The sequence below is a fragment of the Peribacillus sp. NPDC097295 genome (genome assembly GCF_044761665.1).
Classification (GTDB): domain Bacteria; phylum Bacillota; class Bacilli; order Bacillales; family DSM-1321; genus Peribacillus.
Genome location: NZ_JBIWCW010000002.1, coordinates 36,398 through 61,266 on the forward strand (window position 1 = coordinate 36,398; position 24,869 = coordinate 61,266).

The 24,869-nt window shown below is 41.1% G+C and carries 23 protein-coding genes; 22 read left to right on the plus strand and 1 reads right to left on the minus strand.

Going from position 1 to position 24,869, the window contains the following annotated elements; translation table 11 throughout:
- The first annotated feature begins 4 nt into the window (after positions 1-4).
- The 8 genes from walK (at position 5) to rlmN (ending at position 8,483) form a co-directional block, all read left to right on the plus strand.
- Positions 5-1,840 carry a cell wall metabolism sensor histidine kinase WalK gene (walK, locus tag ACIQXN_RS03455; RefSeq protein WP_402961812.1) on the plus strand — a complete coding sequence of 612 codons (1,836 nt, stop codon included), beginning with the start codon at positions 5-7 and terminating at the stop codon, positions 1,838-1,840.
- Positions 1,837-3,159 (plus strand): YycH family regulatory protein, encoded by a 1,323-nt coding sequence (locus ACIQXN_RS03460; RefSeq protein WP_402961814.1) that lies wholly within the window; start codon positions 1,837-1,839, stop codon positions 3,157-3,159. The genes walK and ACIQXN_RS03460 overlap by 4 nt, the downstream gene beginning before the upstream one ends.
- Positions 3,146-3,946 carry a two-component system regulatory protein YycI gene (locus tag ACIQXN_RS03465; RefSeq protein WP_402961816.1) on the plus strand — a complete coding sequence of 267 codons (801 nt, stop codon included), beginning with the start codon at positions 3,146-3,148 and terminating at the stop codon, positions 3,944-3,946. Before ACIQXN_RS03460 ends, ACIQXN_RS03465 begins: the two co-directional genes overlap by 14 nt.
- 6 nt (positions 3,947-3,952) lie before the next feature.
- Entirely contained in the window at positions 3,953-4,747 is a 795-nt protein-coding gene (locus ACIQXN_RS03470) for an MBL fold metallo-hydrolase (RefSeq protein WP_402961819.1), read from the plus strand.
- A 230-nt stretch (positions 4,748-4,977) separates the two neighbouring features.
- Positions 4,978-6,195: a S1C family serine protease gene (locus tag ACIQXN_RS03475; RefSeq protein WP_402961821.1), complete on the plus strand. Its 1,218-nt coding sequence runs from the start codon at positions 4,978-4,980 to the stop codon at positions 6,193-6,195.
- A 171-nt stretch (positions 6,196-6,366) separates the two neighbouring features.
- Complete coding sequence (locus ACIQXN_RS03480; RefSeq protein ID WP_402961824.1) at positions 6,367-6,528, plus strand: CxxH/CxxC protein; 162 nt, start codon at positions 6,367-6,369, stop codon at positions 6,526-6,528.
- 328 nt (positions 6,529-6,856) lie between these two features.
- A complete protein-coding gene (rlmH, locus tag ACIQXN_RS03485) occupies positions 6,857-7,336 on the plus strand; it encodes a 23S rRNA (pseudouridine(1915)-N(3))-methyltransferase RlmH (RefSeq protein ID WP_402961826.1) in 480 nt (159 codons plus the stop codon).
- Positions 7,337-7,415: 79 nt separating this feature from the next.
- Positions 7,416-8,483 (plus strand): dual-specificity RNA methyltransferase RlmN, encoded by a 1,068-nt coding sequence (gene rlmN, locus ACIQXN_RS03490; protein WP_402961829.1) that lies wholly within the window; start codon positions 7,416-7,418, stop codon positions 8,481-8,483.
- Positions 8,484-8,625: 142 nt separating this feature from the next.
- Here the strand turns inward: rlmN and ACIQXN_RS03495 are convergent, their stop codons facing one another.
- Positions 8,626-8,958: a heme oxygenase gene (locus tag ACIQXN_RS03495; protein ID WP_402961831.1), complete on the minus strand. Its 333-nt coding sequence runs from the start codon at positions 8,956-8,958 to the stop codon at positions 8,626-8,628.
- 246 nt (positions 8,959-9,204) lie between these two features.
- On the opposite strand from ACIQXN_RS03495, the gene ACIQXN_RS03500 reads away from it, so the two are divergent.
- From ACIQXN_RS03500 to ACIQXN_RS03565, 14 genes are all read left to right on the plus strand, one after another.
- The gene (locus tag ACIQXN_RS03500) at positions 9,205-10,653 is read left to right on the plus strand and encodes a DEAD/DEAH box helicase (RefSeq protein WP_402961834.1); all 1,449 of its coding nucleotides are present in this window, start codon (positions 9,205-9,207) and stop codon (positions 10,651-10,653) included.
- A gap of 291 nt (positions 10,654-10,944) precedes the next feature.
- A complete protein-coding gene (locus tag ACIQXN_RS03505; protein WP_402961836.1) occupies positions 10,945-11,847 on the plus strand; it encodes a LysR family transcriptional regulator in 903 nt (300 codons plus the stop codon).
- A 328-nt stretch (positions 11,848-12,175) separates the two neighbouring features.
- Positions 12,176-13,831, plus strand: coding sequence for an ABC transporter substrate-binding protein (locus tag ACIQXN_RS03510; protein ID WP_402961839.1), 1,656 nt, complete (start codon positions 12,176-12,178; stop codon positions 13,829-13,831).
- A gap of 15 nt (positions 13,832-13,846) precedes the next feature.
- On the plus strand, positions 13,847-14,857 hold the full coding sequence (locus ACIQXN_RS03515; protein ID WP_402961841.1) for an ABC transporter permease: 1,011 nt from the start codon (positions 13,847-13,849) through the stop codon (positions 14,855-14,857).
- Complete coding sequence (locus ACIQXN_RS03520) at positions 14,854-16,548, plus strand: dipeptide/oligopeptide/nickel ABC transporter permease/ATP-binding protein (RefSeq protein WP_402961844.1); 1,695 nt, start codon at positions 14,854-14,856, stop codon at positions 16,546-16,548. The genes ACIQXN_RS03515 and ACIQXN_RS03520 overlap by 4 nt, the downstream gene beginning before the upstream one ends.
- Complete coding sequence (locus ACIQXN_RS03525) at positions 16,545-17,402, plus strand: ABC transporter ATP-binding protein (protein ID WP_402961846.1); 858 nt, start codon at positions 16,545-16,547, stop codon at positions 17,400-17,402. The genes ACIQXN_RS03520 and ACIQXN_RS03525 overlap by 4 nt, the downstream gene beginning before the upstream one ends.
- A gap of 11 nt (positions 17,403-17,413) precedes the next feature.
- Positions 17,414-18,055: a phosphate starvation-inducible protein PhoH gene (locus ACIQXN_RS03530; protein WP_402961849.1), complete on the plus strand. Its 642-nt coding sequence runs from the start codon at positions 17,414-17,416 to the stop codon at positions 18,053-18,055.
- A complete protein-coding gene (locus tag ACIQXN_RS03535) occupies positions 18,052-18,660 on the plus strand; it encodes a hypothetical protein (protein WP_402961851.1) in 609 nt (202 codons plus the stop codon). The genes ACIQXN_RS03530 and ACIQXN_RS03535 overlap by 4 nt, the downstream gene beginning before the upstream one ends.
- Positions 18,660-19,316, plus strand: coding sequence for a cell division ATP-binding protein FtsE (locus tag ACIQXN_RS03540; RefSeq protein WP_402961854.1), 657 nt, complete (start codon positions 18,660-18,662; stop codon positions 19,314-19,316). Before ACIQXN_RS03535 ends, ACIQXN_RS03540 begins: the two co-directional genes overlap by 1 nt.
- Positions 19,285-20,175 (plus strand): cell division protein FtsX, encoded by an 891-nt coding sequence (locus tag ACIQXN_RS03545; protein WP_402961856.1) that lies wholly within the window; start codon positions 19,285-19,287, stop codon positions 20,173-20,175. The genes ACIQXN_RS03540 and ACIQXN_RS03545 overlap by 32 nt, the downstream gene beginning before the upstream one ends.
- Positions 20,168-21,124: a hypothetical protein gene (locus tag ACIQXN_RS03550; protein WP_402961859.1), complete on the plus strand. Its 957-nt coding sequence runs from the start codon at positions 20,168-20,170 to the stop codon at positions 21,122-21,124. The genes ACIQXN_RS03545 and ACIQXN_RS03550 overlap by 8 nt, the downstream gene beginning before the upstream one ends.
- Positions 21,125-21,140: 16 nt before the next feature.
- Complete coding sequence (locus ACIQXN_RS03555) at positions 21,141-21,983, plus strand: hypothetical protein (RefSeq protein ID WP_402961860.1); 843 nt, start codon at positions 21,141-21,143, stop codon at positions 21,981-21,983.
- 401 nt (positions 21,984-22,384) lie between these two features.
- Positions 22,385-23,455 carry a DUF5105 domain-containing protein gene (locus ACIQXN_RS03560; RefSeq protein ID WP_402961863.1) on the plus strand — a complete coding sequence of 357 codons (1,071 nt, stop codon included), beginning with the start codon at positions 22,385-22,387 and terminating at the stop codon, positions 23,453-23,455.
- Positions 23,456-23,469: 14 nt separating this feature from the next.
- Complete coding sequence (locus ACIQXN_RS03565; RefSeq protein WP_402961865.1) at positions 23,470-24,606, plus strand: TcaA second domain-containing protein; 1,137 nt, start codon at positions 23,470-23,472, stop codon at positions 24,604-24,606.
- Positions 24,607-24,869: the final 263 nt, after the last annotated feature.

Sequence of the window (24,869 nt, forward strand, 5' to 3'; positions counted from 1 at the left end):
TTTTATGAAAAAGGTTGGCTTTTTTCGTTCAATTCATTTTAAATTCGTCCTGATTTATGTGTTGCTTATTTTCGTGGCAATGCAAATAATCGGGGTTTATTTTGTTGGGGAATTGGAAAAAAATCTTGTTGGGAATTTTACAAAGTCGATAAAGGGCCACGTTAACCTTCTTACCTATAGCATTGGGGAAGAGATGGAAAAGGTGAGGGGGGAGGAAGATCCGACCCTCGAAGAAGCAATTAACACGGTATTGAAAGATCGCGATAATTCAACGAATGATATTTCGGAAGTGCGCGTTATAGATACACGCAGCAGGCGGGTAATCGGGACCTCGGATCCAGCTAACCAGGAAATTGTAGGGAAGAAAACGACCCTTCCTATCATCAAGAAAACATTGACATATGGTGGTGAAGACCACGATATATACAGAGACAAGAATACAGGCGGCAGGCGGGTGTGGGTCCTATCCACACCTGTTGAAGCGAACGAAACGGTTATAGGAGCGGTCTATGTTATCGCAGAGATGGAGAACGTCTTCGAACAAATGGATGAAATTAACTCCATCTTCATGACAGGAACGGCCATTGCTCTAGCCATTACTGCCATTTTGGGGATTCTGCTTGCTCGGACCATCACAAGACCGATGTCGGATATGAGAAAACAGGCGTTGGTGATGGCCAAGGGGAATTTCTCGAGGAAAGTAAAAGTATATGGCGATGACGAAATAGGTCAGCTGGCCGTTACCTTTAATAATCTGACCAAAAAACTACAAGAGTCGCAATCGAGTACGGAAGGGGAGCGGCGGAAACTTTCATCAGTTCTCGCTAACATGACGGATGGCGTGATTTCGACGGACAGACGTGGTCGGGTGAATTTGATTAATGAACCTGCCGCACAGCTTTTGAGTGTCTCACGCGAAGCAGTCATGAACCAACCTATCATCGAATTGTTGGGACTTGAAGAAGAATACAAATTTGAAGACTTGCTGGAAGAAAGAGAATCCATCATCCTTGATTACAGCAAAAAGGGTCAGCCCTTCATTTTAAGAGGGAACTTTTCCGTTATCCAAAAGGAAACAGGCTTCGTGAATGGGTTGATTACAGTGTTGCATGATATCACGGAGCAGGAAAAAATAGAGGAAGAGCGTAGGGAATTCGTCGCTAATGTATCACATGAGCTACGTACCCCACTAACGACGATGAGAAGCTATCTGGAAGCTTTGGCTGAAGGTGCCTGGAAGGATGAGGAGATTGCCCCTTCCTTTTTAAGTGTGACACAAAATGAGACGGAGCGGATGATCAGGCTTGTAAATGATTTGTTGCAGCTTTCAAAAATGGACAGTAAAGATTACCGGCTTAAAACCGGATGGGTAAATTTGAATAAGTTTTACGACCATATTATTGACCGTTTTGAAATGACGAAAAATGATGACATCACCTTTAAAAGGGATATCCCGGAAGAAGCGTATTTTGTCGATATCGATGAAGATAAAATTACTCAGGTTCTTTATAATATCATTTCGAATTCCTTGAAGTACTCTCCTGAAGGAGGTCAAGTGACATTCCGTATCAGGCCAAAGGAAAACTTTATTGTGATCAGTGTAACGGATCAAGGGGTCGGTATCCCTAAAAAAGTGATCGATAAGATTTTTGATCGGTTTTACCGAGTGGATAAAGCCCGGGCAAGGAACCTTGGTGGAACGGGCCTTGGGTTGGCAATTGCAAAAGAAATGGTCGTAGCCCATGGCGGGAAGATTTGGGCGGAAAGTGTGGATGGAAAAGGAACTACGGTGTTCTTTACACTTCCTTACGAACAGGAAGAAGAGGATGATTGGGCATGAATTTTGAACGTGCTAAAAGTATCATACTGATTATTTTAGTTGGGACTAGCGTTTTCTTGACATGGAATATTTGGACGTACGAGCCTGAATATGAAAAAATCGATGAATCTGATTTAATTAAGATCAAGAGTGATGAACAAATTGTAAGTGATGTCATCAAACCTGTAAGTGTCCTTTTTCATCGCAATGGCCAGCACTTCCAGACCGTGGACCCCGTGAAGATTGAAAAAATGGAGAAAGAGTTTTCCAAATGGGCCTATAGTGATGTAAAGCAGGTCCCTTTGAAGATGATCCAACAGGAGTTTGAGGACTTCGTCCATGAAGACAGATCCATCGAAATCAACTTTTCCGATGTCGTACCGATGTCCTTATATAAATCGGTACTGGATATTAAGGACGAAGACATGTCGAGTTTTTCCTTTGACCGAATCGTGATTAAACAAAAGGATATCGGTGGCGATCAATCTGCCGTTTATTTTATTTCCTATAAAAAGAAGCAAATCTATCAAGGTATGGTTCAAACCAATAACCTTAGAAATTTCAGCGAGAAATTCTATAATAAAAGTTATCCCACTTACACAGCTCTAACAATCGGAGGTACCAAGACGATTTTCGTTCCGGAGAAGCCCACGAAAATCAACCGATACCAATATTATATTGATAATCTGGATATTGAGAATCTGAAAGATGCATTATTCAATAACCCTAAATATGTTCGACAAGAAATGGTAACCCGGGGAGAAGAATATTCAGATGGAACGAGATTGTTGTCGGTTAATAAAGAAGATTATGTTCTTTCTTATATAAACCCGGCACAAAAGCTCAAAGTGTTTAGCAGGTCCAGTGAGCTCTTGGAAAAAAGCATTGATTTTATCAATGATCATGCCGGCTGGGAAGGTAATAATTACCGATTTGATTACCTTTCAGAAAATGAGCAACGTGTGATATTCCGTTTATTTATTGATGGTTATCCCGCTTTCAATGAATATGGAATGACTGAAATCGAGCAGGTATGGGGGAAAGAAGATATTTATAGTTATCAACGCCCCTACTTCTCATTGGCCTCTTTACTGCCATCGGAAAGTCCCGTAGTGACCTTGCCAACTGGCAATGAAGTGGTGGACCAATTGAAGGAGAACAAGAACATCGATTTCGAAAGTGTAGAGGACATTTCGATAGGTTATAAGTTAAACAAATCGTTGGACTCTAAACTCGTTACTCTCGTTACACTAGAGCCGACTTGGTATTATCAGTCCGGTGAAAAATGGTTGATTGTGCCTTTTGAAGATGCAGGAGGCGATAACGATGGATTGGAATAATACAAAATCCATATTCATTATGGTGTTTTTCGTTTTGAATATATTTTTACTGTATCAGTTGCTTGAGAAAATCAATGATAACCAATATGACGAATTCATCACGGAGTCATCCTACGAAGAAGTTTTAAAAGAAGATGATATTACAATCAAGAATCCGCTTGCAAAGCAAAAGGTGAAGGATCAATTTTTAATTGCCAAAAGCAAAAACTTCGACAAGAAGGAACTAAAGGATCTGAAAAACCAAAAGGTAAATTTCATCGAAGGGAATAAACTTGTCGGTTCATTTAAAACTCCCATCAGTTTGGGTAAAGAAATCAAGTCTGCCGATATTGATCTATTCCTGAAGGATCATATATTATACGGAAGTGAATATGGCTATTGGGGCTATGATAAGGAAGGCCAGACCATTACCTGCTATCAAGTTACTGATAATAAAATGTTTTTTAACAATAGTAAGGGTAAGGTCACTCTATATTTGAATAAAGAGGCCGAGGTAACGTCATATGAGCAGACGTATTTAGTGGGAATAAAGAAGTTCAATAAACCGAAAGAGCTGTATACTGACTTGGATGCTGTTTATGCCTTATATAGTCATGGTAATATAGTTTCTAAAGACGAAGTTACGGACGTAAAGCTGGGTTTTTATAATTCGCTGCAAACCACATCGTCCTCGCATCTTCTTGTACCAACATGGTGGGTAGTGGTGAATGATGAAACGGATTTATTCGTAAATGCGTTTGATGGTGAAGTGATAGAGTTAAATACAGAAGAAAAAATACTGGAGTGAGTATAGATGACTATGCATTTTAGTGTACTCGCAAGTGGGAGTACGGGAAATGCCCTGTTCGTGGAGACGGAGGACCATTCTTTCCTAGTAGATGCTGGATTGAGTGGGAAAGCCTTGGAAGGATTATTTCAAGATATCGGCCGAGATATGTCCAAGCTTTCTGGAATTCTGGTTACGCATGAACATAGCGACCATATTAAAGGTCTTGGAGTGGTCGCTAGAAAACATAAACTCCCCATATATGCGAATACAAAGACTTGGCAAGCAATGGAGCGGTCGATCGGTGAAATTTCTCCTGAGCAGAAATTTGCCTTTGAGATGGAGCAAGTCAAAACCTTCGGAAGCCTTGATATAGAATCCTTTGGTGTATCTCATGATGCCGTAGAACCGATGTTTTATGTGTTTCACCAAGGAGGAAAGAAGTTTGTTGTCATTACTGATACAGGTTATGTCAGCGATCGGATGAAAGGCATTATCTCGAATGCCGATGCCTATGTTTTCGAGAGCAACCATGATGTGTCGATGCTTCGGATGGGTAGATATCCATGGAGCATCAAGCGCAGGATATTAAGTGATGTAGGGCATGTATGCAATGAAGATGCGGCGCTGGCCATGAGTGAAGTGGCAGGGGATCAGACGAAACGGATTTACCTGGCCCATTTAAGTATGGATAATAATATGAAGGACCTTGCAAGGATGTCGGTTGAGCAGACGTTAAAAACAAAAGGGATAATCGTTGGTGAACAGTTTTCGCTATATGATACCGATCCGAAAAAACCGACTGAGCTTGTTTCATTATAATCAGTAAAGGAATGAATGGGGGAACCTGCTTCATTCCTTTTTTATTTTTGATAGTTAGTTAGTAATTGGATTAAAAAGGGTACCGATTGGTTAGTACTGATAGGAAAAAAAGTATGTGCAAAGACATACTTTTTTTTAGATATTTCCTGTTAAATGAGTATAATTAAGGGTGGATATCAAACAATAGTAATTGCTTTAATTCATTCCTAAAAAGAGAGGATGGAGCTATCTTGGGTTATTACGAGGAGAATGAAGAGAACCAAAATAAACAGAAAAAAGGAAGTCGTACCGGCTATTTTCTATCAGGTTTAGGAGGCGCCATCATTGGGGCCCTGCTGATTTTATTAGCATTCCCGGGGGTTGGAATGCTAAATAACGAAACGGACCATGAGACGGAGGCGCCGACAAATAAGGAAGAGGGAAAACCAATCCAACAGAAAGTTTCCGTAGACGTCACCAGTGCTGTCACGGGTGCGGTAGATAAGGCAAGTGATGCAGTGGTGGGCATCTCGAATATTCAAGAAACTTCCTTTTGGAGTGGAAGAGGAAATGAAAGCAGTTCAGCCGAGGCCGGCACTGGATCTGGAGTCGTTTATAAAAAGGAAGGCGGCAAGGCCTATATTGTCACGAACAATCACGTTATCGAGAATGCCAATGAATTAGAAGTTACGTTAAGCGATGGAACCAAGCTACCTGCTGAATTACAGGGGAGTGACCCTTGGACCGACTTAGCTGTCGTGGTAGTGGATGATGATAAAGTAAAGACGGTGGCTGAGTTTGGGTCAACGGAAAAATTAAAGCCGGGTGAACCCGTCATTGCCATTGGTAACCCGTTAGGACTTCAATTCTCTGGATCTGTTACACAAGGAATCATCTCGGGTGTGGAGCGGACGATTGAAGTGGATATTGATGAGGACGGTCAAGTGGACTGGAACGCAGAAGTTATCCAAACGGATGCAGCCATAAACCCCGGTAATAGCGGTGGGGCCCTCGTCAACATGTCCGGTCAGGTAATTGGAATTAATTCAATGAAGATTGCGGAAAGCGCTGTAGAGGGTATTGGTCTTTCCATTCCGATAGATTCTGCCATTCCTATTATTAGTGACATTGAGAAATACGGTGAAGTGAAACGTGCGTATTTAGGTGTGAATTTGGCATCTGTTGAAGAAATTTCACAATATCATCAACAAAACACTTTAAAGTTACCAAAAAAGGTTACGTCCGGTGTTGCTGTTACTGGTGTTCAAAGTAATTCCCCAGCTGCGAAAGCTGGCCTAGAGGAATTTGATGTTATTGTTGGAATGGATAATGAAAATATTCATGATATTGTAGAGTTAAGAAAGTATCTTTACAATGAAAAGAAAATCGGTGACAAAGTAAAAATTACCTACTACCGAGATGGCAAAAAGGAAACGGCGGAAATTGAGCTATCAAGTGGCGAAATTTAAAAGCGAGAAAGGCAGGGAAGCTTTGCTTTCCTGTTCTTTTTGCTTGTGGTTTTCTTGCTGTTTGATACCATTACTTGTGGATATTTTGTTAAGTACGAAAGATACTAAATAAATTGTGGATAAGTACTTTCAAAAGAATGAGGAATTTAAAAATGAAAGGAAGAATAAATAATGAATGTATACTGTTGTCAGGAACACGTTGAAATGGCGCTCGATGAAGTGGTATATGAGTGTGAAACATACCCAGTTTTAACGTTGGTCTCAGAAGAAAATAAGTTATCAACAACCTGTGAATATTGTCGAAACATGGCTATATATCTAGTAGCGAACTAATATTCCCATACAACATGTGGATAGAAATTGTGGATATGTGGATAAGTATTGTGGATAACATGTTTGTAACCTGTTCTTAACCTGTTTTAGAGAAGAATATAAAGTTAAAGCCTATGAAGATTCCCGCTGCCTTTTTCTTTTAGAAAGGGGGCGGTTTTTTGTTATATAACGGACAAATGGGCTAAATATTATGGTTTTGTACCAAGAATCTTACGCTTTAAAAGTCTGCAAGGATTTGCTTGTTTTGCTTATGGGTCTCTCTAAGGTATGATAATAGGAGGCAATTCCAACACTTGAATTAAAACATATGGAAAGTCAGAGGATATATATGAAGATTACGATTGTTACTGTTGGCAAGCTCAAGGAAAAATACTTAAAGCAAGGAATTGCTGAATATACAAAACGGCTGGGAGCCTATGCTACTATAGACTTAATAGAAGTGCCCGATGAAAAGGCTCCAGAAAACTTGAGTGTTGCGGATATGGAAATCGTCAAGCAAAAAGAAGGCGAGAGGATCTTGGCCAAAATCAGTCAGGATACGTATGTCGTCACGCTTGAGATCAATGGAAAACAGCTCACTTCTGAGCAACTTGCGACACATATAGACCAACTTGCTACTTATGGAAAAAGTAAGCTAGCCTTTATTATCGGTGGGTCACTTGGGCTCAGTGCCGATGTGATGGCAAGAAGTGATTATGCACTTTCCTTTTCTAAAATGACCTTTCCCCATCAGCTGATGAAGTTGGTCTTAGTGGAACAAATCTATCGGGCGTTTCGGATAAATAGAAATGAACCATACCATAAATAAAATAGCTGTACTAGTGGATTGTGGGTAGTGCTAGATAGGTAGTAGAATGTAATTTAATGTTATGAAAAGAGGGTAACGTATGAATAAGGAGTCCATTTATGGATTAACATTTGAACAATTGACAGCGTGGCTTTTGGACCATGGCCACAAGAAGTTTCGGGCAACACAAGTCTGGGAATGGCTTTATCGGACGCGTGTTACGGAATTCTCGGAAATGACAGATGTCAATAAAGAGTGCATTCAATTGCTGGAAGAAAACTTCGTTATCCAAACGTTGACTGAGCATGTTAAGCAGGAGTCAGCGGATGGGACGATCAAGTTCTTATTTAAATTACTGGATGGCAACCTGATTGAAACGGTCATGATGCGACATAAATACGGAATATCAGTTTGTGTCACCACTCAAGTGGGCTGTAATATAGGCTGTAGTTTTTGCGCAAGCGGTTTATTAGCGAAAAGCCGTGATTTATCTGCCGGGGAAATAGTCGAGCAGATTATGAATGTTCAACTTCACCTTGATCAATTGGGGAATGGGGATACCGTAAGTCATGTAGTAGTGATGGGTATCGGTGAGCCATTCGATAACTTTGACAACATGATTGACTTCTTGAGGGTCATTATGGACCATAAGGGGCTGGCGATTGCAGCTAGACGCATTACAGTATCGACGAGTGGACTAGCTAATAAGATTTATGAATTCACGGATACTCAATTACAGGTTAACTTGGCCATTTCTTTACATGCTCCGAACAACGAACTTAGAACCAGGATCATGAAAATAAATCGTGGTATTCCAATTGAAAAATTAATGAAGTCGTTGGATTATTATTTGGAAAAAACGAATCGGAGAATAACGATTGAGTATATCTTATTGAGGGACGTCAACGATCATCGTGAAGAAGCTGAACAGCTTGCAGAACTGCTAGATGATAAGAAACACCGCCTATACGTTAACTTGATTCCATATAATCCTGTAGATGAACACAGTCAATATCAAAGAAGCGAGAAGGAGTCGGTGCTTGCATTTTATGACACGTTGAAAAAGAGAGGCGTGAATTGCAAAATCCGTCAGGAACATGGAACGGATATTGATGCGGCCTGTGGCCAGTTAAGGAGTAAACAAATCAAGAAAACGGAGGCCCGCTAATTGAAGCACGCCACTCCCAATGAAAAAAACAGTATGTATCGCCTACATACTGTTTTTTTCATTGGGAAAGTCGAATCCTTTATGCTTGCCTGAACATGAAAATGGGGCTGTAAACCTACAGCCTCATTCAAGTGAGAAGTGATTATTTAGCGATTTCTTTTACAGATGCGATTTCATACGTGACAAGTTCGCTACCAATGATAGGCGATTCTTTTTTAGCTTCGTCTGAAGAAGGTTCTGGACGTTTATGTGCAGCTTTAAACGCATCGCTGTTTCTCCATGCCGTAAAGTTGTCTAAGTTTTCCCAGTACATATTAACGTTTAGTTCATCGTAATCGGTTAAGTTTTGCGTTAACAATACTTCAACTTTAACGAAGCCTTCTGTCGTATCTAAAGGACCTGGTGCCGTAAACCCCGGTGCCATGACAGCTCCCATTCCTTTTTTCACTTTGATTTTATTCGCTACGATTATCATAACCCACTTCTCCTTTACAAGCTTATTTGACTATATTCGTACATGCATATTTTAGCATACGAGTAAGTTCATTAGCTATTTTCATTAGCAATTGAAATGCCATGAAAAACCTGCTGTAATACCAAGTGGTTTAGGATATTACAAGGTTTATTGATGCATATCGCGTATAATAGAAATTAGTATAAGGAAATAACCATTACGGAAACAATAAAGCAAGACACACTAAACAATAAAAGAGGCTGTTATATGACGGAAATTAAGTTTATTGATTATAAATTAAGTGATGAGATCGTTCGGGCTTTGGATAGCCTAGGTTATCAGCACCCAACGGAAGTTCAACGTGAAGTGATTCCCGTGGCTATGGAAAAAAGGGATTTAGTCGTAAAGTCGCAAACAGGAAGCGGAAAAACCGCTGCATTCGGCATACCACTCTGTGATATGGTCGATTGGCAGGAAAATAAGCCACAGGCACTCATATTGACCCCGACACGGGAATTGGCTGTACAGATTAAAGAGGATATTACGAATATTGGCCGTTTTAAACGGATTAAGGCAACAGCGGTTTATGGGAAATCTCCTTTTGCTCAGCAACAAGCAGAACTGAAGCAAAAAAGCCATATGGTCGTCGGAACGCCTGGCCGTGTCCTTGATCATATTGAAAGGGGTACATTTGTTTTAGATAGACTGACTCATTTAGTTATCGATGAAGCGGATGAAATGCTAAATATGGGATTCATCGAGCAAGTGGAAGCCATTATTAAATTGCTGCCAAAGAACCGTGTAACGATGCTGTTTTCTGCCACTTTACCGGAGAGCATAAAAAAACTGTGCCATAAATATATGAACGATCCTTTGGATATTGAAATAAAGGCAACGGGTTTAACGACTGAGAAAATCGAACATGCTGTTATCGAAGTGAAGGAAGATGATAAGTTTAACTTGCTTAGAGATGTTACGATTGTCGAAAATCCAGATAGCTGTATCATTTTCTGCCGTACAAAAGATAAGGTTGATGAAGTATGTGAACAGTTAATGGAATTAGATTATCCATGTGATATGATTCATGGTGGAATGCTTCAGGAGGATCGACTGGCCGTGATGAACGAGTATAGAAGAGGGGAATTCCGCTATTTAGTGGCTACGGATGTAGCGGCGAGAGGAATTGATATTGATAATATCACCCATGTCATTAACTATGATCTTCCACTTGAAAAGGAAAGTTATGTCCATCGTACAGGTAGAACTGGACGTGCGGGTAAAAAAGGGAAGGCAATCACGTTTGCGACACCATATGAAGGCAAGTTCCTCACTGAAATCCAAAGCTACATCGGATTCACGATTCCTAACATGCCCATTCCGACCAAAGAAAATGTCTCAGACATGAAAGCGGACTTCGAAGCGAAGCTAAAGACCCGTCCGAAGATTAAAAAGGACAAAGGGGAACAGCTTAATAAACAAATTATGAAGCTGTATTTTAATGGTGGGAAGAAAAAGAAAATTAGGGCCATCGATTTTGTCGGTACAATTGCGAAGATAGATGGAGTAAAAGCTGATGACATCGGAATTATAACCATTCAAGATAATGTATCCTATGTAGAGATCCTTAATGGCAAAGGTCCACTGGTCTTGAAAGTGATGAAGAATACGAAAGTCAAAGGCAAGGTTTTGAAGGTTTCAGAAGCGAATAAACGATAAAAGAGCCAAATTAAGAAAGAATCGGAAAAGACGTAAATTAGTCTTTCCGGTTTTTTTTTGGTGTAGAACCAGTTTTATCTACTCATTTTCAAATGAAACATGGAAATTATGATAAAAGAGTCGGTAGTCCTGATGAACGAAGTAAATAAGAGTTTATATCTCATAAGGTTACGGAAGATAATTGAAAGATCGAAGGATTTCACATGGACAGGTTATTTGGGAACTGTTAAAATATTGATGATAATGATTATCATTTTCAAATAAAAAAAGCTAATCGAGGGGTTAATAAGAATGAATATACTGGAGAAAATGGAGTCATTCATCGTTCTTGCTGAGTGTCGCTCTTTCACCGAGGCTGCCCGGAGACTTTACTGCTCACAACCTACGATTAGCCACCATATCAACCACTTAGAGCAAGACTTTGATTCGAGGCTCTTCAATCGTAGCGGAAGGAAAGTGGAGTTAACAAAGCAAGGAGAAGTTCTCTTGTCCTATGCTAAGCAGATTCAAAATCTCGTTGAGGAAGCTTCAGTGACGATAAAAAAAGTAGACTGTCATGAACAGACACTATCGATTTTCGTCAGTAATTATATAGCGGAATATTTCTTTTCAGATATTCTCAGGCAGTTTGAGGATGCCTCGCCACCAAAGTACATCGAAATAAATAGTTTTTGCTATGATGATTTAAAGAGGAGTCTTCAAGATAACCTGACGGATTTTGCAATCATGCCAATCTATCCAGAAGACTTCTATATCATGGATAATTACGACACATCAATCTTATTCGAGGACACCCTATCCTTGATTTTTCCGGCTAAACACACTTGGGAAGAAAGAAAAACCCTTTACTACCGGGATTTACATAATCAAACAATTCTCCTACCGAAGAGCCTCCATCTGCAGCAATATATCAAGAATCATTTACATAGCCGGCAGATAAAAAAACTCCGATACTTACAAATGAGCAACTTTGAGCTGATAAAGAAGGCCGTAAAGGCTGGGCACGGTATTGCATTTCTTCCTAGCTTTGCTGTGGTAGGGGAGATAAATAAGGGAGAATTATCCTCAAGGCCTGTTTCAGGTTTAACAATAAAACGGAAAAATGGTTTAGTCACTCGAAAGGGTATTCAGTTTACGGAAAGCCAAAAGGATTTTTGTAGAAATATTGAAAAGCTATTTAAGCAATTGATTTGAGGTCGTCCTTAGGGATGATCTTTTTTTGTGCTGATTTTAACTCGGGTTTCATGTAAAAGACCGTAAAGGGCTACTTTGTTTATTCAAAAATTGAATAGAGGCATTCAAAAATATTATAAAAAGATTTACAACACCTTCTAAACAAGGTTTAATCCTTAATCAAAGATATAAACGATATTGATAATCATTATCAGTGGTGGTAAATTGAGAGGGTCGTTCGTTTAGTATGATGCCTAAGAAGGGGAACGATTTTCTCATTTTTCTAAATAATATTTTAATAGGTTTATAGATTCACAATAGATTGTCCATATTGAAGGAGGTTCTACACATGTTTACCCGTAAATCATTCAAGTACTATTTTAGTTTTTTATTACTATCGTTGCTCCTGGTTGGATGCAACTCCAAAGAGGGCATGAAAGAAAGTGCAGATGCGGGTGAAAAGACCGATGAAACCAGTAAGGCGGAAGAATTGAATATTGGACTTCCTACAGATGCAGGTCCTTTAAATATTTATACCGGAAATATCGACTATTTGACGGAACTAGTTTATGACAAACTATTCTCTCCGTCCCCTTATGTAGATGAACCGCAGCCCTGGTTAGCGGAATCTGCTAAGCAGATTGACGAGGTAACATGGGTCGTTAAGATCAAATCGGGCATTAAATGGCATGATGGAGTAGATTTCACGGCAGAGGATGTAAAATTTACATATGAATACTTTAGGGATGGACCGGCTAACCGTCATACCCATCATGTCAGTGAGGTTCCCCATATTAAAGAAATCGAGTTAGATGACAAGGACACTGTTCGATTCACATGTGCATATGCTTGTCCATCACTTGAGACCATTACATTTGCTGATTTACCGATCTTACCAAAACATATTTGGGAAAATGTTAAAAACCCAAGGAAATATACTGATTTAGCGATTGGAACCGGTCCTTATAAATTAGTGGACTATGTCGCTGACCAATCTTACACGTTTGAGGCCAATGAAGACTACTTTATGGGAAGCCCTCTTGTGGAAAAATTGAATATGCCAATCATCAAGGACTCCACGGCAATGTTTAATGCCTTACGTTCGGGTGAAATTGATATTTCGGCGAGGGCGCTTCCAACCGAATTAAATGATACCTTCGTGAAAATGGATAACATGAAAGTCGCAGAGACATCACCGCTGTCGATTGTGGAATTGAAGTTGAATTATGATCATGCGCCATTTGATAAGGGGGAATTCCGAAGGGCAATCTCACTTTCAGTTGACCGACAAAACATAGTGGACACTGTCTTGCTTGGAGAAGGAAGAGCAGGTACTAAGGGGTACCCACATCCTGATTCTCCTTGGACGAACCCTAGCCTGAACACTCCTTATGATAAAAAGGAAGCGGTGAAGATATTGGACGAGTTAAAGTATGTTGATACGGATGGGGACGGAATGCGTGAAACACCTGATGGCAAGAAGCTAGAACTTTCCTTGAAAGTATCGTCAAGCGAACCAATCTATATTCGGACATCTGAAATGTTGAAGGCGCAACTCGCCGATGTGGGAATCAATGTGAAGGTAGAGGCGTTGGAGGCTGGAACGATTTCGGCACTGTTCGAAACAAGAGACTTTGATATGAGTGTTGGAAATATTGGTGCACATGGTGTAGCTGATCCTGATCAATTTATCATGTCCCACCGTTCAAACTATTTGTGGTCGAAGGATAAAGAATATCCAAAAATGGATGCGCTCATTACCGACTGGATGGCAGAAAGAGATTTAAATAAACGTAAGGAAATTTCCTTTGACATGCAAGAACTGTTTAACAGCCAGCCGACGAGTGTCGCACTTTATTACCCTGAGGAGAATTTTGCTTTTAATGCTACTGCCTATGATCAATGGGTGGAGTCTCCAGGATATGGAATTATTAATAAATTCTCATTCTTATCTCAAGAAGTGAGAGAAGCAGTTTCAGCAACGGATGCAAAAATCATCAAATAGAATGGGGGAACGGTGATGAGAAGAAAAGGTTTCTCCCTCGATTTTGGTAAGAAGTTTTTACAGTACGTTCTTGTCTTTTTAGTCGCGCTGACTATCAATTTTTCCATGCCGCGCTTGGCACCCGGAGATCCACTTCAATATTATTTTGGCGAATCGAGCTTGAATGAATTGTCGCCTGAACAGAGGCTGGATGTGGAAAGGGAGCTTGGTCTCGACAGCCCAGTATGGGAACAGTATCTTACTTTTATTACCGGGATTTTTCATTTTGATCTAGGAAACTCCATTAAATATGGAATCCCAGTCACGAAGGTATTGGCAGAGCGGATACCATGGACACTTCTACTTGTCGGACCTGCCTTGATTTTGAGTACGATCATCGGAATTGTGATAGGGGCCTATACCGCCTGGAACAGGGGAAAACGAAGAGATGTCTTGACGTTGACAGGTATGCTTACCTTGGAATCGATTCCTGGTTTTTGGATAGGCATGCTCCTCATAGCGGTATTTTCTGTCAACCTAGGCTGGTTCCCTTCCTTCGGTGCGGTATCGACCGTACATACCGGGGGAACCATGAATGACGTGTTGGATGTACTCAGTCATCTCATTCTACCAGTACTGACGGTGACCATTGCATCGGTTGGTTCAAATTTTCTTTTGACGCGTTCCTCGATGCTCGAAACGCTTGGCCAGGACTATATTCAAATGGCCGAATTAAAAGGAGTCAGTAATGGCCGTTTGATTTTCAAGCATGCTTTACGTAATGCATTGCTGCCTGTTTATACCCACTTCACTATGAGCTTAGGTGTTTTAGTCAGTGGTGCGGTGGTTGTTGAAAGTGTCTTTTCTTATCCGGGGATAGGTAGGCTCCTATACGAGAGTGTAACTGCACGCGACTACCCGATGATGCAAGGTGTGTTTCTCATCATCACTCTTGCAGTGATTGTCACCAACCTACTTGCGGATCTGACCTATCCAATTTTTGATCCGCGGGCTCGTACAAGAAAAAGTGTGGGGGATTCTCAATGATGCATACTGGATCTAAGAAGATAGGATTGATAGGTGTATGTCTATTGGCCGTTCTGGTTCTGATGGCGGTTGCTGGACCATATGTAATTCCATTCGACGCGGATGAACAAGCGGGTAAGCCCTTTGAAGCGCCTTCCTCCGTCCATTGGATGGGTACCAATGATATGGGTCAGGATATCATGGCAGAAGTGATAGAAGGCGCCCGTGTTTCCTTAATGATCGGTATCCTATCTGCCCTATTGGCAACATTGATCGGGACGTTGATCGGGGTGGTTTCAGGATACTCGGGAGGCTGGCTAGATACCTTGTGCATGAGGGTCATCGATATTACGCTGACCCTTCCATTTTTGCCCCTAATGATTGTCATAGGAGTCTTTTTAGGACCAAGCATGTGGACTCAAATATTTGTCATCACTTTGGTAATGTGGGCAGGAAAGGCGCGGCAAATTAGGGCCCAAACCCTTTCCTTAAGGAGCAGGGGGCCTGTATTGGCAGCAAGATCGATGGGGGCTAACGAGTATTACTTATTTTCTAGACATATACTTCCCGGCGTCTTTCCTCTTATCATTCCACAGTTCGTGGGAGCGGTGAATGTCTCCATCATGATGGAGTCGTCACTGAGTTTTCTCGGTATGGGGGACCCGCTAATCAAAAGTTGGGGCAGCATTCTGTATTATGCCAATTCTAGAAGTGCCTTTTTAACAGATGCATGGGTTTGGTGGGTCATTCCTCCTGGATTGTGTATCGTACTGACTGTACTATCGTTCTCGTTGATTGGTTATTATCTAGAAGAAAAAGTGAACCCGCGGTTAAGTAGTTATACCGTTTCTCCTGTGAGGAAGAAAAGAAGTCGGGTTTCTAGTAAGTTCGATGAACAATGGAATTCCGATACGATACTGGATGTTAGGAATTTAACGGTGACCTATCCGAAAGAAAAGGGAAGGGTCAAGGCTGTTACCAATGTTGATTTTTCTATAAGTAAGGGGGAAGTCGTCGGATTGGTAGGAGAATCGGGCAGTGGAAAGACGACGATTGCATCAGCCATTCTTCAGCTGGTAAAAAGCCCCGCGCACATAGAAGGGACCATTCACTTTAAGGGAAGGGACTTAGCAGATCTTTCCTCGAAGGAATTGCAAAGCCTGCGTGGAAATAGAATGGCCCTGATTTCACAGGCTGCCATGAATGCCTTGAATCCAGTCATGGACATCAAGAGTCAGTTAGCGGAAGCGATAACGACCCATCATAAAATGGATCATGCTCAAGTAGCGGAACGGGTGAACTATATGCTCGACCAGGTAGGTTTGGCCCCTAAATGGGGTTCTGCTTTCCCCCATGAATTGAGTGGTGGGATGCGACAAAGGGTAATTATTGCAATGGCATTGATCAATGAGCCAGATTTCATCATTGCTGATGAACCGACAACGGGCCTTGATGTCAAAGTCCAGGTGGAAATCATCCAATTGTTACGCGACTTGCAGAAAAGGTTAGGATTGTCGATGATTTTCATTTCCCATGACTTACCGGTCGTCCTGTCACTAAGTGACAGATTGATCATCATGAAAGAGGGAATGCTGATTGACCAAGGCCCGGCTAAAGAATTGGCCACAATGTCGGCACATCCCTATACGCGCCGTCTTATCGATTCTATCCCTAGAGTACACCCTGACATAATTAGGGAAAAATTATCATGAGTGAATCGATAGGAGTGGAAAAAGTGGAACTGAAACATGATCAACCGGATCGAGATAATCAAAATCAGGAAGCATTATTAGTCGTAAATGGACTGAAAAAAACATATAGAAGTAGCGGTTTCCGAAAACAGGTTGATCCTGTTTTACAAGGAGTCACCTTTTCTTTAATGCCAGGTGAGACGGTTGGACTGGTAGGAGCTAGCGGAGCGGGAAAAAGTACCATCGGGAGAATCATCGCAGGTCTGGAAAATGCGGATGGCGGCCAAGTGTTTTTAGAAGGCAAGGATTTGCTGAGCATGAAGGCCAAAGAGCGTAGGCTTTCTGCTAAATCCATTCAAATGGTCTTTCAGGATCCCTATGAGTCACTCTCTTCCCTTATGACGATTGAACAATTGGTGGCCGAGCCACTTGTTATTCAAAAATTAGAAAGTGATCGTTTCAAAAGAAAGAAGTTGGTTCAAAAGGCTTTAAATGATGTGGCCTTGGCCCCTGAAAAGTACATGAATAGATATCCACATCAATTATCCGGGGGGGAAAGACAAAGGGTGGGGCTTGCGAGGGCCTTCATTTGTCAGCCACGTTTGATTATAGCGGATGAACCGACCTCGATGCTCGATACATCTTTGAGGCTTGACCTTCTTCAGTTAATGAGAGAAATGGGGAGGCGATATGGGGTTTCCTATTTGTTTGTCACTCATGATATTGCGTTGACCCGTAGTTTCTGTGACCGTTTGATCGTACTAGATCGAGGAAAGATTGTCGAATCGGGGTGCACGTCAGATGTAATCGATCATCCTGCGCATCCTTTCACAAAAAGCTTGATAGAGGCATTGCTAGAGTTGGAGCATTATTAGGAGGAAAGAAAATGAATGAACATATACAAGATTTTTTGATGCTCGATACAGGAAGCTATTTTGGAAAGGCTAGGGTAAATGACCCGGATTATCAGGATGATTTCACCTTTATTGATACCTATGAGCTACCGAACATTGATTTAAAGCCTTATAAATGCTTGGTGATTCCAGGCCTGGTCGACCAAAAATTTCTTTATAAGTATAAAAAGATCATTCAAGCATTTCTGAATGACAAAAAAATCGTCGTCTTCAGTGGCAACCTATATCTTGAATGGCTTCCAGGGGGCGCTAATTTCATTCCGAAAGCCATTAACGGTTACCAAGATTACGTGGTTTCGATCCACCAGCCCCATCCCATCTTTGAAGGGGTAGAAGAGGACGACATGACCTATAACAAAGGCGTTTCGGGGTTTTTTGCCCGTGGGCATCATCCAGTTCCTAAGGGGGCTGAAGTGCTTTTAACCCTTCCTGGAGGAGAGCCAATCACCTATATTGACCGATACAGCACAAGTGGAACCATTCTTGTACACTCAGGAAATGACTTATTTGGTTCTAAGAAGGTTAAAAAAACGACGAATCGTATCAGCCCTCAGCTTATGCGGTGGGTTAGGGATGAATATTCAAAACTTCAAGAGAGGTGTGAAGGGGAATGAGAAAAATAGCAGTGGTTGACGGGGGGAGTTCGCAGCATCACCGGACTTATACCGAACCAAAATATAGTAGATACATAGAAAAGCTGATTTATCTTCCTGATCTTGAAGAAACGCCCATTGATGATTTTGATGTCCTCCTTCTTCCTTCTCAGTTACATATGGGTTTGCTCATGAAGTCCATTGATAAAGTGATGGACTTCGCAGACGCCGGAGGCATCGTCGTTTCATTCGGTCCACAATTAAATGAATGGCTTCCAGGGCATAATTGGGAATACAGGGAAACAAATTTCTGGTGGTGGCTAGAAAAGGATGCAAAAAGTGGATTGGTTCTTCAGAGACCTGATCATGATCTTTTCAGCCGATATCTTACAATTGGTGATGCGACATGGCATCAACATGGTGTTTACTGGCCTCCTACCGGAACGGATATCCTCGTCTCCACGGAAGATGGTGGAGCCGTTCTATACGTTGATAAGGTCAGCACGAGTGGTACTTGGGTCGTCATGACACTCGATCCCGATTATCATTATGGTTCTTATTTCATGCCGGCAACGGAAAGGTTCCTGGATGGATTCTTCCCTTGGCTTGCAGAAGGTGACATGTAATGATTCGAATCGAAAAACTTACGAAAGGTTACAGGGATTGTGAAGTCCTCGGTAACCTTTCTTTTCATTTGGAACCAGGGGAATTTGCTTTTCTTCAAGGGAAATCCGGATCAGGAAAGAGTACGCTACTAAAATTGCTATATCGTGAAATAGAGGGATTTACAGGAGAAATCGAGATTGATTCGATTCCTATTGGAAACCTTCCGAAATATAAGCTTCGTCGTAAAATGGGTATCATTTTTCAGTCCTTCGAATTACTTGATCGTAAAACGGTATTGGAAAACGTCATGCTTGCAGGAGAAGTGGTTGGGAGGGATACGAAGGAAATAGAATCTGATGCACACCGTCTCCTCGAGAGGGTCGGATTGAAAGAGAAGGAAAGGAAATATCCTCATCAATTATCAGGAGGAGAACAGCAACGTGTAGCGATTGTCAGGGCACTTTTGAATAAACCACGGATTTTATTGGCTGATGAACCGACTGGAAACTTGGATACGGAAACCGCACTGGAAATGTTGCAGTTATTGAAAGAACTTCACGAAGAGGAGGAAATCTCCATGCTGATTGTTACACATTCGGAGCAGGTTTTAAAGTCGCTTCCGGGGAAAATATGGGTGATGGAAGATGGGCAAGTCCATGAAGCTTCAAAAGATTAAACGCACATTAATGGATGCACAAGAAGGGATTCAGCGTAATTGGAGTGCAGCTCTTGCTTCGATGGCCCTTATTTTCATAGCGATGTTCCTTACTGGAATCCTCATTCTGGTTCGTTCTGGTGTGGGTGACCTGTTGGAATATCTGGATTCACAAATCACGCTGAAGGTTTACCTTGATCCTTCAGCCGATACGGAAGCCGTGGCTTCGATCCTTGAGAAAAGGAGTTTCATAGACTCTGTTGAGGTTGAAACAGGCAAGCAAATGATTGAGAACCTCGCTTTCTTTTTTAAGGGAAAGGAGCATCTGCTGGAATCCTTTCAGACTGGTGGCGAAATAGAGGATGCCATTCGCATAGAACTTCACGAACATTCACAAATGTACATGGTTGCTAAAGAATTGGAGTCGATGCAAGGAATCTCAAAAGTCGTTTACCCCCAAAAAGTGGCGGAGACCATTTTAGCTTGGATGGACCGGATAAACGCTTACGGACTGTTACTGTTATTCTTCTTCATTGTTGTCTCGTTCGGTATGGTCTATATGGCTATCAATTTAGCGCTCTATCAAAGGCAGAAGGAGATAAGAGTGAAATTATGGATTGGGGCCAAGCCATCCACAGTGCGGAATCAGTTTTTGTTCGAAGGCTTGATTGTAGGGCTGATGGGAAGTCTTGCTGCTGACTTGGCCGTCTATCTATTATTTACCTTCGTGCTTGTGCCAATTGGTCAGCGGTTCCCGTCCTTATTTACTTTTACAAACAATGGTGTCTACGGGATTATGACATGGATTATTTTCCTCGGATCACTTGTAGGGGTTGTGGCTAGTTATTTAGCGACAAGGAAGTTGATTAAAGATGCGTAAGTTACTTATCATCCTAGTTACTGGTATATTGCTTGTTTCAACGACGCCTGCATTTGCACATTTGACGGGTGCATTTGCGGAATTTCTTGACGGGGTTAATGACGAAAGCACGACTGAAAAATTAAAACGGGAAATGGAAGAGACTAAAAAGGATTTATTGAAAATTTCCCCGAAAGTGGATGAAATGGAACAGGAATATAAGGATGAAAAGCGCAATGCGATGGATAAGTTGCAACTGTATAGCGACGTAGGATTGGATTCATGGCTTGGTTTTTTGATGGAAGGCGAGAATCTTGTCGATATCATGGGGAGTCAGTGGTTGATGGAAAGGAATCTCCAATCCTATATCGATGACCTGAATACGCTCTACCTGCATTATAAACAATTAGAAAGTGCCAAAAATTCCATGGCGGGCCACCAGGAGCTCCTGAAGGTGATAGAGGGGAATTTAGTAAGCCGGGAAAAATTTCTTTCCGATAATCCAGGACTTGACCTTGAACAGCTTGCTAACTATCTGGATATCGATTGGGTTTCAGAAGTGGAAGAATCCCTCATTGAAAAGCTAGGGAAGGATACCACTTTGACTGAAAAAGAGGCAGGAAAGTGGGCCATGGCTGAGACATCGGAAGACTCTTATCGACTTGATGAGAAATGGTTGAATGAACGAAGTGACCTTCAGTATTTCTTTCGGTCAGATCATGTTTATCTGGTCTATAATCAGCCTGATTTGCATGTTCTATTACTGGGTCAGGTGCTGCAGGAGTCCAAGGATGTTGCACAATTGAAGCTGGAAGCGGGATATTTCAATGGATTTTTGCTACCCGATACACTGGTGGATGAGCTGGAAGGATTTAAAATCCCTTATAGTCAGTTCGAAAGACTGGCGGGTATTTCAGAGATGGCACATTTGGAACAAACAAACGGGGCGCTCATTCTGCGTCCGGAATAAATAGGGTGGTGGCCAAATGAAAAATTGGATACTGGTGTATGTGATGCTAATGATGTTGGTGCCTTCTGTTGTATCTGCACACGTCGTAAATAAAGAGAATGTATATGATGATATCCAATATTCACAAGCAGCAGAAGATGTTGTCCTTCTTAGCGGAATGGGCATCATCAGTTATGAGCACGAAGATAGCCTATTTCATCCACAGGATAAACTGACCCGAAAAGAATTGGCAGAGTGGTCAGTGGGCTTCCTATCTCGATTGGATCAATACCGAGGCGTAGATAGTGGAGAAATGAAGTCTAGCTTGCTATCCTCTCTAGAAGGAAATGCGACCTATGGCGATGTGGGAGATGCCTTTTTTAAAGGGAAACTATACTTGAATGACCCTGACGGAGAAATGACGAGGGAAGAATTCGTGATATTCATGGCCAGGAATTTAGGAATCGAAATCGATGGTGAAACTTTAATGGAACAAGCGGGTTTATCACCGGGACCGACAGGAGAGGTAAGCCAGGTTGAAGTGGGTGAAGATCAAACGTATAAGTTGGATATAGGGAATAACGAATACCTGATGGATGCACATCCCCGTGTCTTGAACGGGGCGGCCGATCCTGTGTTATGGAAGGGGAAAATGATTGAAGAATCGTGGATTTCCCAAACTGAAGATGGCCCGATCATGAAGCAGGTGAAGTTCGGAAAGGGTTCTGTAAAGGGGGAAAAATCCATAGTAGTAGATAAGGAGGAACAAGGAGGAATAAGAGAACATGAGCAGGGTAAAGGTTTTCTTGTTGTTCCAACCGTTATAGCATGCATCGTGCTCATTTTCTTGTATGTGATGTTTAAACGAAATAAAGAATAGATTGTGATTGATAGCCCAGCGATTTTATCTCTGGGCTTTTTGCTATCAGTTCGCTAGGAAATGGGTTGATTTTTATCTCAGTGGAATTTTAAGACCCCTTCTTTTTCAACGGGAATGGTTAAAAGGGCTCAATGAAATTAATGAAGTAGATTTGGTCTATATACTTTATGCCTGTTCAACAATAAAAAATATACCAAAATATGTATTAATTAGGTTGTTTTTGGGTTTGGATTAGGGTGATTAGAGGTAAATGAAGATAAGTGGAAAAAGAATCCAATACATACTAGTCTAAAATCATTGATCTGCATTAACTAATGGTTCTCGGTATTCTTTTTCCCTATCCAAAGATCTCGCTGGAAATCAGTGTGCGGTCTTTTATTTATTTATAGGGGGGAATTTATATGGTGTCTAAGTTAAGGGGTATTTCGGTATTGTTTATTTGTATGCTGATGTTATCTGCATGCAGCAATTCTAGTGGATCTTCGGAAAAAAAGAGCGATAGCAAGAGTAAGAATAAGGATTTAGAGGTATCCATTGAGGATGCATCTTTTGTGCTACTTGGAAAAGACGATGGTGTGGCAGAAGAAGAAACGGAAAAAGGAATCTTGGCCGTCAATTTTAAGCTGAATAATAAAGCCAAGGAATCTATTCGACTTTCAACTAGAGATGGAATGAAGCTATATGATGGCGATGAAGAATTTAATGCGATTTCAGATGCATATAACACTGATGTGGGCATTGAGTTTGAAGGCAGTGGAGATCTGGGTGCCGGAAAGACAAAAACGGTCACAGGTTTTTTTGAAGTGGAAAAAGATAAAGAGTATGAAATAGGGGTCAAAGCTCAATCGGAAGATTATGATAAGAAAATCGAAGAAGTGATTATTAAAGTGAACACGGCTGATTATGCTGAAAGTTTTGATGCTCTTCAAGATCCTGCAAAAGCGTTAGCCGCTTATATCGATGCGATTTACCTAGATAAGGACAATAGTGACTATGAGAAATTCGTTTCTGCAGACAAAGCAGCTTTGCAGGAACAAGCGAAAGAGGTCTTCAAAGAGAAGGTGAAAAGGAACTTCGTTGGAAAGTTGACGGATGCTGAAGTAGATAAACTTTACGCCACTTATAAATCGGCTCAGTCACAAAAGGCCGAGTTTAAAACGGTTACTTCTGCAAAGGCAAATGGAAAGGCTGTAGTTTTAGTTGAGTTTTCAACCGTTTCATTACGAAACATTTACGAAGACCTTTCAGATTATCAATTTGAATATAGAGAAAAAACGGGTAAATATGATGAGAAAGCGACTAAAAAGTATTTAATATCTAAATTTGATAAAGTCGTAAATGCCCAAGATGTCGAAGAAGGGGAAGATTTAAAGGTTCTTTTGGTAGAAGAGGACGGGAAATGGAGTGTTGATTCTTCAGAAGATGGTCAGGAAAGAATAGCGAACATATTTGCAGCAGGATCAAAATACTAAAGGAGCAGTGAGATATGTCAAAAAAAGCTTGGATTATAAGTGGTATCTCCGCTGTTGCTTTACTTGCCGTGGTCTTGGTAACCATGCTTTTCGTTCAACAAAACAATAAACCGAAAAAGGTAGTGGAATCTTTTACAGAAGCAGTTGAAAAGAAGGATACCAGTCAGCTTAAGGAGTTAATCGATCCTGATAAAAAGGGAACGGTAGTAAACAAAGAATCCATTAAGGCGTTTGCAAAGTATTTAAATACCAATGACTCAAGCTTTGATGCCATTAAGGATGGATTGAATGAACAAGTGGAAGATAAAGATTATTCGGCAACCAACCAGCAAGTAAGCCTGGTCGAGTCCGGTAAAAAATGGGGGATATTTAGAGAATATAAGCTGAAAGTGAAAACCGGATTCATTAAAGTGTCGGGACAAAATGATGACGATCAACTATCCCTTTCTGTCGATAACTTGAAGGAATCCGTGAAAGAGAGTAAGAAGGATACGTATGGTCCATTTTTGCCGGGGACATATAACACGGTCACCACGGTGGAAAATGAACTGGGGACCTTCATGAAAAAGGATAAGGTAGATGTCTGGGGAGGCTCTAAGGAAGTCACACTTGTAGTGGATCCCGACTCCTTGGCCAGAAACGATAAAGAGGTCCAAAAATCGGTCATGTCCGCTGTCGATGTTTTCAACCATGACTGGGCTGTATTTGAAACAAGTAGTTTCGATACCAAGAAACTCACCAATGTTTCGGATAACATTAAAGATGACACCTCTATTGCAGCTGAAAACTTCGAACAGGTCAAAAATTATGTCGATGAAGTGCATTCACAATATTTAGGGGCAGTCATTAACCTCGATGATTTGGATGTCAATTATTTTGATGGCCAGTGGAGAGCGGAAGCGGTAGCTGTAGTTTCCTATAACAGCAAAATGAGATTGAAAAACCAAAAGAAGATGGAAGACCTTTCATATAAAGCCGTACGTGATTTCTCAATGATCTATAATACTGATAAGAAGAAGTGGATGATTGAAGGAATTGAGGAATATGTGGCTGATGGAACGGAAGAGGATTGGGAGAATAAAAAGGAAATGAAAATTAAAGACCCAAAACTACTCAAGTGGAATCGTAAAGACAGTAGCAAAGGGTTGTAGATGCATGGTGAAGCTAGCTAAATAAACAGGTAAGAGGTTTTCTTCCAAAGGGGAGGAGCCTCTTTCTTCTGGCTTCTAAAGCAGACCGTCTTAAATCTTGCTAAACAGCAGAACTAATAACTATTCAATAAATGAATAAGTTGATTCGAGAATATAATAAAGATTCATGAATCTCTACATTTGGAGGTTTTTTATAAAAAGAAAAAACACTTCCATTGATAATGGTTATCAATGATGATAAATTGAAAGTATTATTATGATAT